At 36.8% G+C, this 17,610-nt stretch carries 17 protein-coding genes and 1 riboswitch; of the genes, 13 read left to right on the top strand and 4 right to left on the bottom strand.

All coding sequences use genetic code 11. The features are described from left to right. The first annotated feature begins 203 nt into the window (after positions 1–203). From ACESSZ_RS10890 to ACESSZ_RS10875, 4 genes are all read left to right on the top strand, one after another. Positions 204–740, top strand: a complete 537-nt coding sequence (locus tag ACESSZ_RS10890; RefSeq protein WP_026006746.1) for a nitroreductase family protein — start codon at positions 204–206, stop codon at positions 738–740. Positions 741–763: 23 nt separating this feature from the next. Further along, on the top strand, positions 764–1,618 hold the full coding sequence (locus ACESSZ_RS10885; protein WP_008690305.1) for a hypothetical protein: 855 nt from the start codon (positions 764–766) through the stop codon (positions 1,616–1,618). 20 nt (positions 1,619–1,638) lie between these two features. After that, positions 1,639–2,109: a hypothetical protein gene (locus ACESSZ_RS10880; protein WP_008690308.1), complete on the top strand. Its 471-nt coding sequence runs from the start codon at positions 1,639–1,641 to the stop codon at positions 2,107–2,109. 167 nt (positions 2,110–2,276) lie between these two features. Then, positions 2,277–3,917, top strand: a complete 1,641-nt coding sequence (locus ACESSZ_RS10875; RefSeq protein ID WP_008690310.1) for a putative manganese-dependent inorganic diphosphatase — start codon at positions 2,277–2,279, stop codon at positions 3,915–3,917. 325 nt (positions 3,918–4,242) lie between these two features. On the opposite strand, the gene ACESSZ_RS10870 is transcribed toward ACESSZ_RS10875, so the two are convergent. Then, positions 4,243–6,021 carry a DUF885 domain-containing protein gene (locus ACESSZ_RS10870; RefSeq protein WP_008690312.1) on the bottom strand — a complete coding sequence of 593 codons (1,779 nt, stop codon included), beginning with the start codon at positions 6,019–6,021 and terminating at the stop codon, positions 4,243–4,245. Positions 6,022–6,143: 122 nt separating this feature from the next. Between ACESSZ_RS10870 and ACESSZ_RS10865 the strand changes: the two genes are divergently transcribed. From ACESSZ_RS10865 to ACESSZ_RS10845, 5 genes are read left to right on the top strand one after another with little or no spacing between them, the layout of a single operon-like run. Continuing rightward, complete coding sequence (locus ACESSZ_RS10865) at positions 6,144–6,521, top strand: GntR family transcriptional regulator (RefSeq protein ID WP_017144738.1); 378 nt, start codon at positions 6,144–6,146, stop codon at positions 6,519–6,521. Positions 6,522–6,572: 51 nt separating this feature from the next. Further along, positions 6,573–7,298, top strand: coding sequence for a hypothetical protein (locus ACESSZ_RS10860; RefSeq protein ID WP_008690314.1), 726 nt, complete (start codon positions 6,573–6,575; stop codon positions 7,296–7,298). Continuing rightward, a complete protein-coding gene (locus ACESSZ_RS10855) occupies positions 7,295–8,500 on the top strand; it encodes a hypothetical protein (protein WP_008690315.1) in 1,206 nt (401 codons plus the stop codon). The genes ACESSZ_RS10860 and ACESSZ_RS10855 overlap by 4 nt, the downstream gene beginning before the upstream one ends. A 5-nt stretch (positions 8,501–8,505) precedes the next feature. Continuing rightward, entirely contained in the window at positions 8,506–9,228 is a 723-nt protein-coding gene (locus ACESSZ_RS10850) for a hypothetical protein (protein ID WP_008690316.1), read from the top strand. Beyond that, entirely contained in the window at positions 9,222–9,926 is a 705-nt protein-coding gene (locus ACESSZ_RS10845) for an ATP-binding cassette domain-containing protein (RefSeq protein ID WP_008690317.1), read from the top strand. Before ACESSZ_RS10850 ends, ACESSZ_RS10845 begins: the two co-directional genes overlap by 7 nt. Positions 9,927–10,150: 224 nt before the next feature. On the opposite strand, the gene ACESSZ_RS10840 is transcribed toward ACESSZ_RS10845, so the two are convergent. Beyond that, positions 10,151–11,518, bottom strand: a complete 1,368-nt coding sequence (locus tag ACESSZ_RS10840) for an NAD(P)/FAD-dependent oxidoreductase (RefSeq protein WP_008690318.1) — start codon at positions 11,516–11,518, stop codon at positions 10,151–10,153. A 472-nt stretch (positions 11,519–11,990) separates the two neighbouring features. Here ACESSZ_RS10840 and ACESSZ_RS10835 point away from each other — a divergent pair, with 472 nt between their 5' ends. From ACESSZ_RS10835 to ACESSZ_RS10820, 4 genes are all read left to right on the top strand, one after another. Further along, the gene (locus ACESSZ_RS10835; protein ID WP_008690319.1) at positions 11,991–12,371 is read left to right on the top strand and encodes a hypothetical protein; all 381 of its coding nucleotides are present in this window, start codon (positions 11,991–11,993) and stop codon (positions 12,369–12,371) included. Between the two features lie 122 nt (positions 12,372–12,493). After that, positions 12,494–13,369 carry a YitT family protein gene (locus tag ACESSZ_RS10830; RefSeq protein ID WP_008690320.1) on the top strand — a complete coding sequence of 292 codons (876 nt, stop codon included), beginning with the start codon at positions 12,494–12,496 and terminating at the stop codon, positions 13,367–13,369. Positions 13,370–13,407: 38 nt separating this feature from the next. Then, complete coding sequence (locus ACESSZ_RS10825) at positions 13,408–14,196, top strand: histidinol-phosphatase (protein WP_008690322.1); 789 nt, start codon at positions 13,408–13,410, stop codon at positions 14,194–14,196. A gap of 433 nt (positions 14,197–14,629) precedes the next feature. After that, on the top strand, positions 14,630–15,418 hold the full coding sequence (locus tag ACESSZ_RS10820) for a 3D domain-containing protein (protein ID WP_008978070.1): 789 nt from the start codon (positions 14,630–14,632) through the stop codon (positions 15,416–15,418). A gap of 154 nt (positions 15,419–15,572) precedes the next feature. On the opposite strand, the gene ACESSZ_RS10815 is transcribed toward ACESSZ_RS10820, so the two are convergent. Further along, positions 15,573–16,118 (bottom strand): folate family ECF transporter S component, encoded by a 546-nt coding sequence (locus tag ACESSZ_RS10815; protein WP_008690325.1) that lies wholly within the window; start codon positions 16,116–16,118, stop codon positions 15,573–15,575. 63 nt (positions 16,119–16,181) lie between these two features. Further along, positions 16,182–16,280, bottom strand: a riboswitch (THF riboswitch). Between the two features lie 56 nt (positions 16,281–16,336). After that, positions 16,337–17,602: an RNA polymerase factor sigma-54 gene (gene rpoN / locus ACESSZ_RS10810; RefSeq protein ID WP_008690326.1), complete on the bottom strand. Its 1,266-nt coding sequence runs from the start codon at positions 17,600–17,602 to the stop codon at positions 16,337–16,339. Between the last annotated feature and the right edge of the window lie 8 nt (positions 17,603–17,610).

Genomic DNA, 17,610 nt, shown 5'->3' with positions numbered 1-17,610 from the left:
AATAAAAATGATGCATACTCGTTAGCTATAATTTCGAGTTTACACCATTTTTTTACTTTTAACTTCTAAAGATAGGTACTACAAAAGGTTAACTACATTGGGTTATTATGATGCTTTTGTTTACTTTTTATATCCATATAGATGTAAAGATACAATTTACATATCGCAAAATAAGTATATACTTAAGGTAAGAGGTGATAATGATGGAAATGCAGAAAGTGTTGGAACAAAGAAGAAGTATTCGTAAATATCAAGATAAGCCGATAAAGAAAGAAGTTGTGGAGGAATTACTTCATGCGGCTCTTTTAGCACCTACATGGAAAAATTCACAGACAGGACGTTATTATGTTGTTATGGATAAAGATAAGCTAGAGCAGGTGAAAAAGGAAGGGCTTGCCCCATTTAATGCAGAGAATACGAAAGATGCTCCAGTTTTGATTGTTACAACATTTGTAAAAGATCGCAGTGGTTATGAACGTAACGGTGAACCAAGTAATGAACTGGGCAATGGCTGGGGTTGTTATGATTTAGGCTTGCAGAATGAAAACTTATTATTAAAAGCAACGGATTTAGGATTAAGTACCTTAGTCATGGGAATTCGTGATGCTGATAGACTACGTGAGATGCTGAGTATCAGTGAAGAAGAAATTATCGTATCAGTAATTGCTGTAGGATATGGTGATGCGACACCAACAATGCCAAAACGTAAAGAGATAAGTGAATTCGTTACCTTTTATTGAAATAAAAAAGAGGAGAAATTCATATGAAGTCGGGGATCACATGGTTTTATCGAATTGCTTTGCTTTGCTGTATCACGTTATTTGGCGGTTACACCTTTTGTTCCAGAATGATTCAGCACTCCATGGTTCATGTCGTATTAAATCAGATCCACATTGAGAAAAAATTAGCAGAAAGGTTAAACTCGATCAACTTTCCAAAAGCAGAAGAAGAATCGGAAAAGTTAACCAAAATTTTAGAAGATATTGTAAATGATGAAGAAGTGTTAGCTGTCTTGAATGTATATACAGAAGCGTTTGTTGCCGACATTGTCAAAGATACGCAAAGTGAAACAACGATGAAGATCAATGAAACACTGAAACAGCAGGCGAATCAACATGCGAGTGAACTAAGCTTATTTACCGAAGGGCTTTTAAGTGAAAAAGAAGTATCCGCCATTATGACAACGGTAATTGATGCTATGGACGTACAGGCCTTATATGATGTTTCGCTTCATATCATGAAAGAAGAGCTTAGTGATGTACAGCTGACAGCATTTAAAATCTTATATTTTTTAAAGGGAGATATCTGTTATTATATCAGCCAATTGGGTATGCTATTATGTTCGTTATTGCTAGTCATGCAAAAGAAAGGTTTGCGAGGATTAACCATGGTATGGTTAATCGGCTGTTTGCTGATGTTTGTTGTATCACAAACAATACCACAACTGTTAGCACATGTCTTTGCGAATACAAAAGTGGCGGCTGCTTTGCAGGACAACATTGCTCAATTAGAACGTTATACATTAATACTGGGTGCCATCACCTTATTGTTGGCATGTCTAATGATGATAACGGCGTTTTTTAGAAAGAAAATCCTACATAAGAAGGATATAGCATAAATAAGAAAGAGAGTTATTTTATGAAAGGGAAACACATAGTGGCATCTGCTTTAGCTGTTACCATATGCCTTATGGGATGCAGCAATAATAAACAGGCAGACATCGATGCCGAAGTTACAAAATTAGAAGAAGAAGCGAAAAAAACGCTTCAAGATGTGCAAGAATATAGTAAAGAAGATATTGAGAAAGCAACAACGTACATACATGAAAATATGAATAAAGTAAAAGATGATGAGGTTGTGAAGAATCTGATTAAGGCAGGAACATATTTAGAGGCAGCTGCCAAAGCCGGTGCTACTGAATCAAGTCAAAAGTTAGCTAAACTAGGGAAAGATATACATACATATGCAAGTGATGTATATAAAGCGGCAGATGATAAAAAGGATGCAATCATTAAGGAAAGTAGTAATATGATTTCTTCATGGAAGGATACGTTGAATAAAGAGAAAAACAAGCTTATCGATGAATTTCAAAAGTTTATAAATCATTGATGTTAGATAAGGTGTTAGCATATGATGCATGTTGTTATCTGGTAAAGATAAATACGTGAATGGTAAACAACACCTTTTTCTTTACCGTAAAATTCAGAGGGCTATAAATTGCAATTTATTAGATGTCGGGTATAATAGTAAACGTAATAACAATAAAGGAGTTATGTATGAAAAAGGACATCGTTTATATTACAGGACACAGACATCCTGATTCTGATTCTATTATATCGGCTATTGCTTATGCCTTGTTTAAACAGCGCAAAGGAATCCGTGCGATTCCATGCCGCTTAGGGGAACTGAATGCAGAAACTAAGTATTTATTAAACCGCTTTGGTTTTGAAGAACCAATGCTGTTTGAAGACGCAAGAGCTACTCTTGATGAAATTGAAATGGATGAGCCACTTACGATTTCACCTACAACGACTATTTATGAAACACTGCAGATGATGAATGAACAAAACAAGCAGTCTTATGGTGTAGTGAATCAAAAAGGTCAGTTATTGGGCATGGTAACAAAGAGTGATCTGGCAACGGTCGGTTTGGGAGATACAGCTGTCGGTATTGCTTTATTAAGAGAAACGCCAATTGAAAATATTTGTCGTACGATCAATGGCAGAATGATATATGATGATCCTAAACTTCATTTTAATGGAAAAGTCAGCATCATAGCCATGACGGAAACACGTCTGGCTAATTATGATGTTCAAGATCGACTGGTTGTATTAGGAAATGATGCAAAAGCTCAAAAGACGGCCATTACCAAAGGGGCAGGTATCTTAATCGTTGTTTGGAGTGATTCCATTGATGATGAAGTATTGGAATTGGCGAAACTACATCATTGTCCTATTATCATCAGTGGTCATGGTACAATGAATACTTCTCGTTATTTATATTTCTCACCATCTGTTAAACTGTTAATGAAGCGTGATGTTGTCAGCTTTAATATGGATGAATTTGTAGAAGATGTCGGTAAAAAAATGTTAAAAACACGATATCGCAGTTACCCGGTTGTCGATAATGATAATCATTTAAAGGGCTATATATCACGTTTCCATATCTTGGACCATCACAATAAAAAAGTGATTCTGGTGGATCATAATGAGTATTCGCAATCTGTCAAAGGAATAGAGGCGGCCGATCTATTGGAAGTTGTCGATCATCATCGCGTGTGTGATATCATCACATCTCGCCCCATTTCCTTCCGTAATGAAATCATCGGAAGTACGGCATCCATCATCACTTCAATTTATATGGAAAATCAGATGGATATTGCGAAAGACTTAGCAGGACTCTTGTTAGGGGCAATCTTATCAGACACATTGAAATTCCGCTCTCCCACAACCACTGCCAAAGATATCGGTATTGCCAAGACATTGGCAGATAAAGCAGGATTGGATATCGATGTATTTGCGAAGGAAATGTTTAAGGTAAGCTCCAACATCAGTCAAAAGAGTGTACATGATCTGATCAATCAAGATATCAAACGTTTTGAAATAGATGATAATGTGGTAATGATTGGACAGGTGATTGTTTCCAGTGTTGGTGAAGTGAAAGAAATAGAGGGTGAATTACAAAAAGAATTGGATGAATTTACCAGAAATAAAGGTTTAGATTTATGTGTGATTGTCTTTACCAGTATACTTGAAAATGGTTCTATCTTTTATTCATCCGGTGATAAGGCACAGGCCATCTTTGATGCCTTTCCAAATGAGAAAGAAGAGGAACACAGTTTCCATGAAGATGTATTATCACGTAAAAACCAGATCGTACCAACCCTATCCAGAGCAATGTTAAATGCCTTAGGATAAAATAAAAAACGGTTAAAGAAACACAATGCGGCGTTATCCATTATGATATCGTATGCATGTGTTACATAAACCGTTTTTTTTATATCGGTAAATGTATAGAAAAAAACTGAAGCACCACATGTTTTTGCGGTGGACTTCAGTTTCCTATGTTTTTTAGATACTCTTTATATCTTTCAAAAAGCTGAACTTCTTTATCCATAAAAGCGATAATCATGTGGAAAAGCGAATACTGTTTACTTAAAGAGTGTGCTCTTGCGCAATGCACAAGTAACCTTGCTTCTAAAGAAGTATTATTTAAAAGCTTGTAACCAATAGAACTTTATTCTTATTTACCTTTTTCAATATAGGCATTAATGTTTTCTTCAACAACATTGAAAGGGGCAACACCACTCTTTAACAATGCCGTATGGAAAGCTTTATCGTCAAATGCATCGCCAAGTTTCTTGACCGCCTTTTCTTTTAAAGAAGCGATTTCTTCATAACCAACATAATATGGTTCAAAGGCACAAGGATTTGCTTGTAATTGACTATATTGTACCATAGCGTCATGATCACTTAATTGAAAGCCGATAGCATTGAAATGATCTTTGAAATCCTTTAACGACCAGCCTTCATAATGGATGCCGATATCTGCCAGTATGATCATATTGTAACTGGCAAGCTCATTTTCTTTTAAAGCAAGTAAGAGATTCTGATCTATATCCTTTAAATAATTATAAGCATAATACTGAGCATAAACAGCATAACCTTCAACATAAGCACTGGAATCTATGCAGGCATTCCGGAAAAGGTTTTGCTGATTCTCATACATGAAGCTATATTGGAACATATGTCCTGGAAATCCTTCATGAGCAACCGTGGAATATGTCTGAATCTTATTAATGGCCCCTGTCTTTGGATTTACGCGCAATTGTTTTGTACCATCACCATCAAGTGGAGGAATGTTAAAATAAGCTGCCACACCGCTGCTAGAGGCAATTTCGTCATTTATTGCCTTAATATTATATTTTAATTCTTTAACGCTAGGGAAATCATTTGGTATTTGCGTTTTAATATAAGATAATATCTCATCATAACTCTTAAATGAAGTGACAGGCAGTTTGTTCTCTGTAATTTTTTTAACGATATCTAAATTGTTTATGACGATGCCTTGCAAATTTTGTAAATGCGTGTTAAAACTGGTGTTCATCATTTTCTTGATATCATCCACACTCTTATTGCTGCCGATGCTTTTCTGTAATAATAAAGCATAATATGCTTTACCATTCTCAAATTTAGCAAGTCCTATGTCATTGTTTTTGCCACTTTTTTTCAAGTCTTTCATCAAATCACTAATATCTTGATAGGCTGGCAGAAAGGAAGTAGTAAAAGCCTGTTTCAATTGTTTCTTGTAGGATTCGGCTTTTGTTTTACTCAGCTTGAGAGTATCGATGTTTTGATACATGGATGTTAATATGGCACTGTTTTCACCTTTTTTTAAAATGCCATCACAATATTTCTTTACATCATCCAAATTTGTCATAAGCAGTCCTTTATCTGCCTGTTCCTTTGTATATTGGATAACGCAATCAACATAAGGCTTTACATCTTTTACTAATAAGATTAAATCCTTAACATCCTGTTCATTACGTAAATCCCAGTCAGAGAATAAGGTTGGCATCTGATAATGTATCCCCGAGATGCTGGCAAACATCTGTTGATAATAGTCAAACTTTTTATCCATCAGCTGCAGTTCAATATTTCCTTGATATTCGAAACAATCGTATGTCTGTTTCTGCTCATCGCTTAAGATATCACGCTTAAATTCTTTAAATTCATCCCAGACCTTCTTCGCTTTTTCAGCAGCTTTATGCTGGTTTTCGATCGTTGGACGTTCTCCTAAATTTACTTTTACATTCGTTGGGTCGACACCGTGTTTTTGTGGCTGTTTCAGATATACATGCATGGTCGTATAGTCGCTTTCCATCTGCTGTATGAACTGTTTTTCAATAAAACGGTCGAATTTCTTTTGTTCTTCCTGGGGATCTTTTGAAGAACAGGCACCTAACGATAGTGCCATGATGCCGGATAAGGCTAATAACGAAAGACGTTTTATGATCTTCATGTAACATTTCCTCCTTGTGTTAGTATTAGTATACCCTTTTTTTATCGAATGGACAACTCATGAAGAGAGATGTATTGACGCATTGGTGTATTATGGATATAATACAGTTAGGAGGTGGTATCGTGATAAAACTGCAGGATATAGAATTTCATCAAAAAGCTGCTGTATATCCGCAATTAGCTGACTATATCAAAAAAGGCATTTTACTGGGAGAAATTGTGGATGGCGAAGATATGCCGAGTCGCCGAGAGTTGGCTTTGCGCTTATCCATTAATCCTAATACTGTTCAAAAGGCCTATAAATTACTGGAAGATGAAGGGTTTATTCGTACAATATCCAATATTCGCAGTATTGCTGTCGTAACCCAAGACACCAAAGAACGTATTCGCTGCCAGCTCATAGAACAACAAGTAAAAACCTTTATCACGGATTGTAAAAGCTGTGGCATGAATTTTCAGCAGACGATTGCTATCATGACCACATTATGGGATAAAATATAATTTTTTTATCGAATGAGTGTATTATGAATATAATACAGTAAGGAGAAGCTTATGAAAAACATGTTGAAATTAATGAATATGACTTGCCGCTCAGCAATCTCACAAATTATCCTTTTATTTCTTTGTGTGCTATTGGCAGAAGGAACATGGCTGTTTCTGCAATTAAAAAATATAGAACTCTTATACTATCATGATATGGGAATAAACATCATGATAATCCTCATAGGGTTTATCCTATTATTATGGATACAGGTAAAGCGATTCACCCATTTTGCCAAAAGTGGCGGACTTACCCGCATACAGGTATTGCCGGTATCGAAACGTTCTTTTATCTTTGGCGAAGTACTCTTCAATTATGCGAGTGTCTTATTGCTAGCAAGTGTCCCTTTTCTTGTATGGTTTATGATGATTGCCCTTCAACCGTTTCACTTTCCTTTTATGAATAATCTATATGCGTATGCAACTTTGCTCATCTCCATTACTGATTGGATGCCAATAAATGCTATTGAATGTGGTTGTCTGTTGCTTATTTTATTAGGTATTGCCTATATCATGGTTGCTTTCTCTTTTACGGCAATCGATTTAGACCGCCGTATAAGCCTAATCATGGTGCTGCTCATAACCTTTGTCATCATCCTTTTTCTGAATATGATTTTGTTTTCTTCTTCTCTGATGTTACCTTACCGCTATGAAATTTTTGCCGGAGAAGCTTTGCTGCTTATTCTATTATTGCATCGAAAGTTGGAACATGCATTCGTCAGGAGGAAATCCATATGAAAAAAATTATACTATATCTTACAACATCAACAGTATTGCTGTTGACATGCCTTGGTTATCATGTCAATCACTTATTTCCTAAAGATATTCCATTTGATAATAGTGATAAAGCAAGATCCGCCTTAGCGGGGATGACGATTGAAACAACATTCGGCATGCAAGATTCGGGCAGAACCCTATATCTCGATCTTAAAGATGGAGAGATCACCCAAAGATATACTCGTCAAAGTACACAAGAAAAGCAAAAAGATTATGAAATTTCTATGGAACGTATTTTTGAAATGGATGAACAGACAAAAAAGACCATAGGAAAACCAAAGAATCTAAGTGAAGAGGGACATGAGATAAAAAGAGTTATACCACAGGCTGATGCGGCTTATGTGTTCTATAGTTCAAATAATATAAAAATACCTACACAGCATGTAATATCCAATGAGCACTATCAATTACAGGAAACACTTTATGATATAAAGGAACAAACGGATGATACTTCTTATATTACGTTAGAACAATTGGATACGGATGTAAATGAAAGAGGAGTACAAAAGTATACAGATGTTCTTCCTACGGAAAGTCTGATTCGTGGTAAAGATGAGAATGTTTACTACTTCATGCCCCAGACAAATACACAATTTCACGGCGCTAATCATATTTATAAAATCAGTTGTGAATCGCAAGATAAAGCTTTGTTACAGGAGAATAAAGTTAAGATAAAAGAAATTACACCAATGGTTACACTGCCGGCTAAGCGTTCTTATTTTATCATGGAAAAGGTTGCTGATCGTTTGTTGGTGATTGCCTATGATACGAAGGGAAATACTTATGCCATGCTCTATGATGAAAAAGGGAATTTACAGAAAGAGTTAAAAACCCAACAAAAAATATTATTCGATGAGTTTACATGGCAAAACGACGGCTATATCCATTATTTTGCGGATGGAAAACTATATCGTCTAGATACCAACACGATGAAACTCTCAAATGTATGTCCTTATGATACGATTAAATTAGATAATGTTAGTGTTGATGATGTGTATTATCGTGATGGGAAAACTTATGTGTTGACGCAAGATGCATCTTGTATCTATATCCAAGTCATAGAACATGAACAAAACGTGTATCAAGGAAAATGGCAGTTAGGTGAGTATCGCGAAGATGAAGATGCGTATTATATGTTTTATCAAGCGCGTATCCGGAGGTGATGATCATGAAGGTGGTTCTGCATCAGATAAGGCATCATCTTAGCATATTATGGTGGAAAATCTTACTATTGTATGGCTTAGAATTTACCTTTCTGAATTTCTCTGATAACTTTCATTGTGTATATCAAGAGATCCATGATTATCCGAAAGAAACAGATATGTCATTTCTTATGCTTTTGTTTTTTGTAGTTCCTGTTTTGCTTATCGCTTTTCTACAATTGTACACTTGGTATCAAAAAGGGAAGGTGCGTTGGCAATTGGTGATGCAGCAGCATTTCTTACAGGTCATCGCCGACATTATCGTGATAGCGGGTATTCTCATGATAGGCTATCTCCTGTTTTACGGCATCTATTATAAACATTCTATCGCTTATCTGGCAACGAATATCAAAGTGAACGATGTCTCACCGGTGTTTTGGCAAATGGTAAAACAACAAACGATTATGGCAAAGCTTTTGCCTGTGAATGTGTTAAGTTTTATCAGCATGATTTTATTAATTGTGCAGTTATCCAGCTTGCTTGTCGCAGCGGTCATGACGTTATGGAAAGAACAGGTGAAACCTATCACCAAGATGTATTTAATTTTCTCGTTATGTGTTTGTTTCTTACGTATTACGTATACGACTGAATATTTTCAAATACTATTCTATACATTGTGCATCTTCGCAAATATTGGTGTAGCTACACAGTGTTGGGAAAGGAAGAAACAGGAGGTAAGGACATGCTAGAATTGCATCATGTTGAAAAATTGTTTTTAGGAGATAAGGGTATCCACGATATAACAATTACGTTTCAGCCAGGGGAAATTTATGGCATCTTAGGGCGCAATGGCAGTGGTAAAACAACCTTGTTGAAGTGTATATTAGGCTTATTAGAAGTAGATAAAGGACAGATTTTGCTAAATGGAAAGCCTGCCTGTGAACAGTTGCAGGATATCGCGTTTGCAAGTGCTGATGGCAGTAGTCTTCCTTATATGAAAGGAAAGGAATACGGACAATTTCTAGCGCAGTACTATCCATCCTTCTCAATGGAGGATTACTTACATTTTCTCAATCGTTTTGAACTAGATGCACAAGAGCGTATAGCGTCTTTATCAAAAGGGGGAAAGATGAAAATAGAACTGGCCGCTGCTTTTGCGCAACATGCCAAATTGATATTAATGGATGAACCCTTTACTTCTTTGGATATGTATGCTAAGGAAGATTGTATTCATGCTGTTTTAGAAGAAGTTATGGAAGAACGAATTTTGTTAATATCCACACATGATATCGCTGAAATTGAGACAATTGCGGATGGCTGTCTTGTTTTAGAAAATGGACGCTTAGCAGAAGTATTCACTATGGATGATTTGCATGAGCAAGGGGAAGATCTGAAAACACGTTTAGCTGCCTATCGCCCTGAAAAAGATAAGGAAAACAGAGAATAAGAGAATGTAGAAATATACTATAAATAGCTATATAAAGTATAAAATGATGGTTTTTATACATCATACAGCTTATTTTAGAAGTATTATGTATATTCTTCGCTATTTTAAGAAAGGCTTATACGAAAGCTTGAAGAAGCGAATTATAAAAGGAAAAGGTTTGTATCAGGCTACTATATTCACCTAAGGATACAAACCTTTTTTGTGCTTCATTTTTCATTCTTGCTCTATTTCTGATATAAATATCTGGCAACATGCACTCCACTGGCACTGGCATGACTTAAGGAATGAGTAACGCCACTGCAATCGCCAATAACGAATAACCCTTTATGACAGGTTTCCAGATTTTTATTAATTTCTACTTCTAAATTGTAGAATTTGACTTCTACACCATACAACAAAGTATCATCATTTGCCGTCCCGGGTGCAACCTTATCCAGACGATAAATCATTTCAATGATATCATCCAACTGACGTTTTGGAATAACCAGACTTAAATCGCCGGGAGTTGCGGATAACGTCGGTGTGACAAAGCTTTCTGCTATACGTCCTTCGGTACTACGTTGTCCTCGAATCAAATCACCGAAGCGCTGAACAATGACACCGCCACCTAACATATTCGATAAACGGGCAATGCTTTCGCCATATTCGTTACTGTTTTTAAATGGTTCCGTAAAATGGTTGCTGACAAGAAGCGCGAAATTGGTGTTTTCGGTATAACGTTTTGGATCTTCATAGCTATGACCATTTACGGTAATGATGCCATTGGTGTTCTCACTTACGACTACACCACGTGGATTCATACAAAACGTACGTACTTTATCTTGATATTTTTCACTTCGGTAAACAATTTTACTTTCATAAAGTTCATCTGTCAGATCAGAGAAGATACGATAAGGAAGCTCTACACGAACACCGATATCCACGCGATTACTTTTCGTGCGAATATGCAAAGAATCACAAATAGCTTCCATCCACTTACTGCCGCTACGACCAGTAGAGATAATGCAATTGGTTCCGGTAAAGTTATGTTCACCGCTCCATATACGATAACCATCCTCTACTTTTTCTACCTTATCGATATGGGTATTAAAATGAATGTCGATTTGATCTTTTAATTGATGATACAGGTGTTCCAGTACAATGTAATTTACATCGGTACCAAGATGACGAACACTTGCCTCTAGCAAATGTAAATCGTTCTGCATACATACCTTTTTTAAATGTGTGTTGCCGGTAGAGTAAAGCTTTGTACCTTTGCCACCATTTTCAACATTAATTTTATCCACATACTCCATCAACTCTATGGCTTTATTTCTGCCGATATATTCGTAAAGTGTTCCGCCGAATTGGTTCGTGATATTATATTTACCATCAGAAAAAGCGCCGGCACCGCCAAATCCATTCATGATGCTGCAAGATTTGCAATTTACACAGGATTTGATCTTATCACCATCGATTGGACATTTACGTTTTTCCAAAGATGTGCCTGATTCAAATAGACCGATCTTTAATTCAGGGTTTAATTTCATTGCTTCATAAGCCGAAAAAATCCCGCCGGGCCCTGCCCCGATTATCAGCAAATCATACTTCATAGTTTACCTCCGTGTCTTACATGACTAGTTTAAGGGAAACGTGAAATTTCCTAGAGTATTTTAACACATTCCTGTTAAAATACCAGTGTTTTGTCTTTATTAACGAATCGTTTTATCGAATAAGAGTGTGATTGTCTTACTTGTTGGCTGTTTTCTTTAATATATTATAAGGAAAACGATGATACAATTTATCGAGAATAGTATCTTTATGGTGGTTGAGCGTAAATATCTTTTTAGTTAGAAGGCTTTTTTAGTATGTATCGTCATTTAATAAGCTAAGCCCGAATTCCCTCTGTTTACCACTAATTTGTATATTTGTTGTTAGTTTATATAATTTATAGCATATTTAGGTATGATTCTTTTGCATGTGTATGTTCCATTTCAGTATTTGTGAAGGAGACTTGGATAAAATTGTGAGCGGCTATGTTTAAAACAAGATAGATAGAGCATACTTCAGCTATGAGGTGAATGTATGAAGAAATATATGGTAATTGGAGGTATTTGGCTGGCAGTGCTTATGACGATCATGACTTGTAGCAGTAAGACATCCTTGCAGTATGAAATTCATTTTGACAGTACAACACAAAAAACATATCCGTTAAAGGAAGAGATGCAAGATGCATATACCGAATTGGTGAGCGGTGTACATGAAGAATCTTATATTTTAATGGTATTACATAATCTAGATATGTTTGAGGTGTCTGATAACGTACATGCCAAATGGGAAAAGAACCATCTGCATATCATAGAAGGAGATGGGAAAGGGACGACCATCACAGGTGAATTGGTTGCCCAAAGTGTCTGTATGCCAAAAGTACAACCGCGCTCTTTCCTACAAGAATTATTTCATTGAGCATGAACATAGGTTTCATGCTTTTCTTATGGCTTGTAAATATTATGAATGTGCTTAGGTTTTAGAAGACGAAGAAAAAAAAGAATGGTATAATATTAACGTTATGAAATGAGGTGGTCATTGTGCAGCTGAATACAAAAGAAACGCTGCGGGATCTGGCTTGGATTTTAGCAGGTAATATTACGTTGGCAATCGGTGTTGCCTGGTTCATATTGCCCAATAATGTATTGACCGGAGGTTTAGCTGGTGTGGCGATTGCCTTAGAGCCATTAATTCATGTTACACCGGAAATTGTGATAAATGTATTAACCGTTGTTTTATTCGTGGCAGGTTCTTTCATATTAGGAAAGAAATTTGCGATGAAGACCATTTTAAGTACCATCTGTTATCCATTATTCTTATCACTGTTATCATTTTTAGCAGCGCATTATATACCGGCAGATACTTTTATTATGGATAAATATTTGGCGACTATTTATGGAGGTGCTTTGATGGGGATTGGTGTCGGTTGTGTTTTCCGTACCGGCGCAAGCACCGGTGGTATGGACATTCCACCACTGATCATAAATAAATACACGCATATCCCTTTACCATCTCTGGTATTGATTATTGATGCATTGACTGTCTTACTGGGGGCTGCGGTATATGGCTTGCAGGCAGCATTGACAGGTATTTTATCTGTTTGGGTCAGCAGCTTTATGATCAATAAAACCATGTTGATAGGTGGACATGATGCTAAAAACGTTATGATAATTTCCGAAAAATATAAAGAGATCATGAATAAGGTTCATGAACGTTTGGAAAGAGGCACGACCATTCTTGAGGCCAATGGCGGATATTCAAATGAGCGAAAACCGGTCTTAATGGTTGTTGTAACGAAAAAACAGCTGCCGGAGTTACAGCATATGATCAGTCACATTGATGCAGAAGCTTTTGTAATTGTGACAGATACAAACGAAGTACAGGGATTAGGCTTTACTTATGAAGAAGAGTTATAAGGGAAACATCATATTATATAAGGATGAGGAGATCAACTATGCAGAACTTTAATTATCACAGTCATACAAAACGCTGCGAGCATGCCATTGGAGAAGATGAAGAATATGTAAAAGCAGCCATTGCCAACGGTTTTCAAGTTATGGGCTTTAGTGATCATGCGCCATATGCAGGTGTTCATACACCGGGAGAGCGTATGGATAAGGAAGCATTGGAAGGCTATATCGCCAGTGTAAAAGCGTTGCAGAAGAAATATGAAAAGGAAATTGAAATACGCATTGGCTTAGAGTTTGAGTATTTTGAAGATCAGTTGCTAGAATTGTTGGAATATCGCGATCGCTTTGACTATATGATTATCGGACAGCATGGTCCGGCCTTGTATGAACCGGAATTTTATGAAGCGAATACGGATGAGGATGTATTGCGCTATGCAAATCTTATCCGTAAAGCGTGTGAAAAAGGACTTCCGGATATTATCGCACATCCTGACTTATTTATGTTCAGTAAGCAACAGTGGACACCAGCATGTGAGGAAGCAGCACGCATCATTTGTCAAAGTGCCTGTGATGCCAACATTCCTATTGAGATAAACCTAAATGGATTGAAATATGGTAAACGCCAGATTGGTGAGGAATGGCGTTATACTTATCCATATCGTGCGTTCTGGAAAGTAGCAGAACAGTATCCTGTGGATGTAGTCTATGGACTGGATGCTCATACACCTGAAAAATATGCAGATAAAAAATGTTTTGAAATTGTCGATCATGAAATTGTTTATGGTTTAAATTTGCATAAACGCACAAAACTTATGTTTGAGAAAAAATTATAAAGGCGCGAATTGGGCTTTGTGATTTGAAGAATATGTTGATGACACCTGTAAAACGAGGAGAAATTCCCAGTAATTTACAGGTGTTTTTCTTTGCTTTTTCACAATTGCCGGATAATTTCAGAATATCTGATAAACAGGGGAGTGATACCGATTTCAGAAAATGAAACAAAAGATAAAAAACACTTTTATATGTGAAAATAAAACGAAATTCACAAGTGATTTTACGCATATTATAAAGCTTTGCAACATACATATTTTGATAGTGGGACGATATTTAGGGCATAAAACTAAATTTCGACAGAAAAATTCTCGGTATAAAGTTATAAATTAAGGGAAAAATAGGTAATAACACATGTTAAAAAGCAAAAAAATTGGACAAGTTGAAAAAAGTATGCTAGACTATTGCTTGTTTCGTACAAAAGGAGGAACATCAATGAACTCAAAACGAATAAAATTCGCTTTATTCATCAGTGTTTTCGCTTTATATGGGTGTGCAAGCGGGAGTAAATCGACATCAACACAGACGCTAAGCACTGCGAACATAACAACGATTAATAAAACAGATGCAGCGCAGATGCCTGCACTTCATACAACTGAAATGATGAATATCACCGAGGACGTATCCGCACTTTCGCTCATGGCAAATGATGCAAGTGTATCACAAAGATTCAGCACACTGTTACAAAACCGAGATGTTAAAGGAAGCCTTCGTACACAGAAAGCGATAAAGAATTACAGTGTGAAAATGAATCAACGCATTCGCAAAAAGCAACAAGAACAGGCAAAACGTGAGGCGAGAACCTTTACCCCTATGACAACAACCTATGGTGTTGACTGTTATGGCTGTGGTGGTGAAGATGGACGTGGAGGAACTTCACTTGGCGTTACTTTGGATGCCGATATGGGTGTTATGATGCCGGATGGCAGCTGGCAAAGAGGCATTCGATATGGGAAGTATTACATCATAGCAGCTGATCCAAGTATTCCTTTATGCTCCATCATTAAGATTAGCAATCATGGACTTAGCGGCAGTGGTATTTCACCAGATAAACCTTATTATGCAATCGTATTAGATCGCGGTGGAGCTATTTATGGAAGTCATCTGGATTTATATATCGGAAGAGAAAATTCCGGTGCCATTGTTAAAGTAAAACAAACCACACCGAAAGCGGAAATCATCCGTGTTGGCGGTAAAAGCGGGCCACGCAGCTGTGCTCTATAGTAAAGTAAAACGTAAATATCTTTATACTGAACCCCTTATCGTAGTTATCCACCTTTTGGGGTTCCTTTAGTTTATAAACGACTTAAGGTTTTGAAAGGCTTTTTAAACTGTTTATAAGCAACGTGATGACATATAGTCATAAAAAAACGTATCCTCACGTAGGGATACGTTTTGTTGCTTTTAAAGCAAAGTATAACAGGGCAACATCGATAGGGAACATGATTACATTTTTGAAAATACGCAACAGGGTAAAAAGCTGGCTTTGATACAGTATATTTAACCATAACGAAGTTAAGAAAAGATTAATGAAGACGGTAATACACAATCGAGCGGCTAAAACACGGAGAAACGATAATTCTTTCTTGTAGAAAAAGCAGCCATAGATCATGCCGATTAAAAATTCATTCAAGGCAAAGCCGGGAAAATACGGGCCATCCGGACGGGCAATGTATTTTAAGGTATCGGCAATGATGCCGGCAAAGCCGGTTAACACAGGCCCATAGATCATACCGGAAACACCGGCAAATATACTTGAGAAGCCAATACGTAAAGTTGGTGAAAGAGGAATAAAGAAGGTGCCTGCTACTACATTTAACGTTGTCAGCATCGCACATCCGCAAATGGATTTCACTTTCTTCATCTCTTTACTGCTTTCTTTGATTAATATTGGCAACTGCATAATTTCTTTCGCAAAGTTCATATAAAAATACCTCCTTTTCCTGTGATGCATACGAAAAAAGAGGTATCTCCTTTTTTCTTATGCAACAGCGGGATGCAAGACTGAAATCGCAAGAGAAACTCTTTTCGCCCCGACGACAACTCCCCGTTCGCGGATACTTAACGCTTCAATCTCTACTCTGCTTACATGCTGATTATAGGATAGTATGTAGTATTTTACAAGAAAAAAATTATCGAAATTTAGGATTCATAAGATTTTCGTTTCGCAGCTGATGGAATTTTAAATTCATCCCGATATTTGGCGATGGTTCTTCGTGAGATCGTATAGCCTTCATGAAGTAAGATATCGCATAGTTTTTGATCGCTGTAGGGCTTCTTGTGATCTTCGTTTCGTATGAGTTCTTTCAAGCGTTCCTGTACTTCTTTTACGCTGTCATTCGATAAGGAGTGAACAAAGAAGTATTTTAACGGAATGGTCTGATTTTGAAAAATCATGGATTTACTGGCTACACAACGACTGATGGTTGATTCGTGCATAGATAAGGCATCCGCAATGGTTTTCATGGTTAACGGCTGTAACGGTTTTCCTTCTGTGAAAAAAGGCAGTTGATGTGCCACAATGGCTTTTGTTAAGTGCAGCAGTGTGTCACTGCGTTTTTTTATACCATTTAATAAGCTTTCGGCTTTTTTCTTTTCTTGCTTCAAATAGTCTTTCATTTCTTCATAATGAGCAGGAAAGTCTTCCATATTCATACGCAGTCCATAGGTGTTACGGAATAATTCAATCGTGATTTCTCCATCTTCACAGGCGACATAAACATCCGGATTCAAATATACCGCAGTAGCAGCATACATCGATCCTGGTTTTGGGTGAAGGCTTTGGATTAGTTTTAAAGCCTCTTGAATATCGGTGATAGCCACATCCAACTTTTTGGCCAAAATCGTTAACTTATGTTGAGCAAGTTCACTTAAATATTCATTCACCAAAAGAATGGCCAGTTTCGCATAGGGATGAGCAAGGTTTGCCAGTTGTATTAAAAGACATTCCTGAAGATTTCTGGCTCCTACACCACTTGGTTCAAAACTTTGTAAAATATTGATTGTTTCTTCAATATCATCATAGCTATATTGTGGGAAATAACGCTGAATAGCTTTATTGGAATAGGGCAGATAGCCGTTATCATCCAATAGATCCGCAAGAAATACGGCTAAATCAACAAAAAGTGGTTTATTATATTGATGAATTTGTTCCTGCAATACCTCACTGAGTGTTTGTTCTTGAATGACATAATTCATCATAAGTTCAAAATTGCGCTCACACTTTTGGATATAGCCGGTTTCATATTGGATATCCTGTTCCAATAAGGGATTGCTTTCTACCTGTTCTTCAATATATGTCTGTAATTCACTGCTGGAAAAGGACAGGATCTTAAGATCCTGCTGCTGTTTCATGGTTAAGACTTGTTTTTGTTTAAGTGTAGGACGCATTTCCTGTTTCATTTTCATATACATCA

The organism is Eubacterium sp. 3_1_31 (assembly GCF_964249515.1).
Lineage (GTDB): Bacteria > Bacillota_I > Bacilli_A > Erysipelotrichales > Erysipelotrichaceae > Longicatena > Longicatena caecimuris.
The sequence above is the reverse complement of the archived record's forward strand: the minus strand, read 5'-3'. Positions and strand labels throughout refer to the sequence as shown.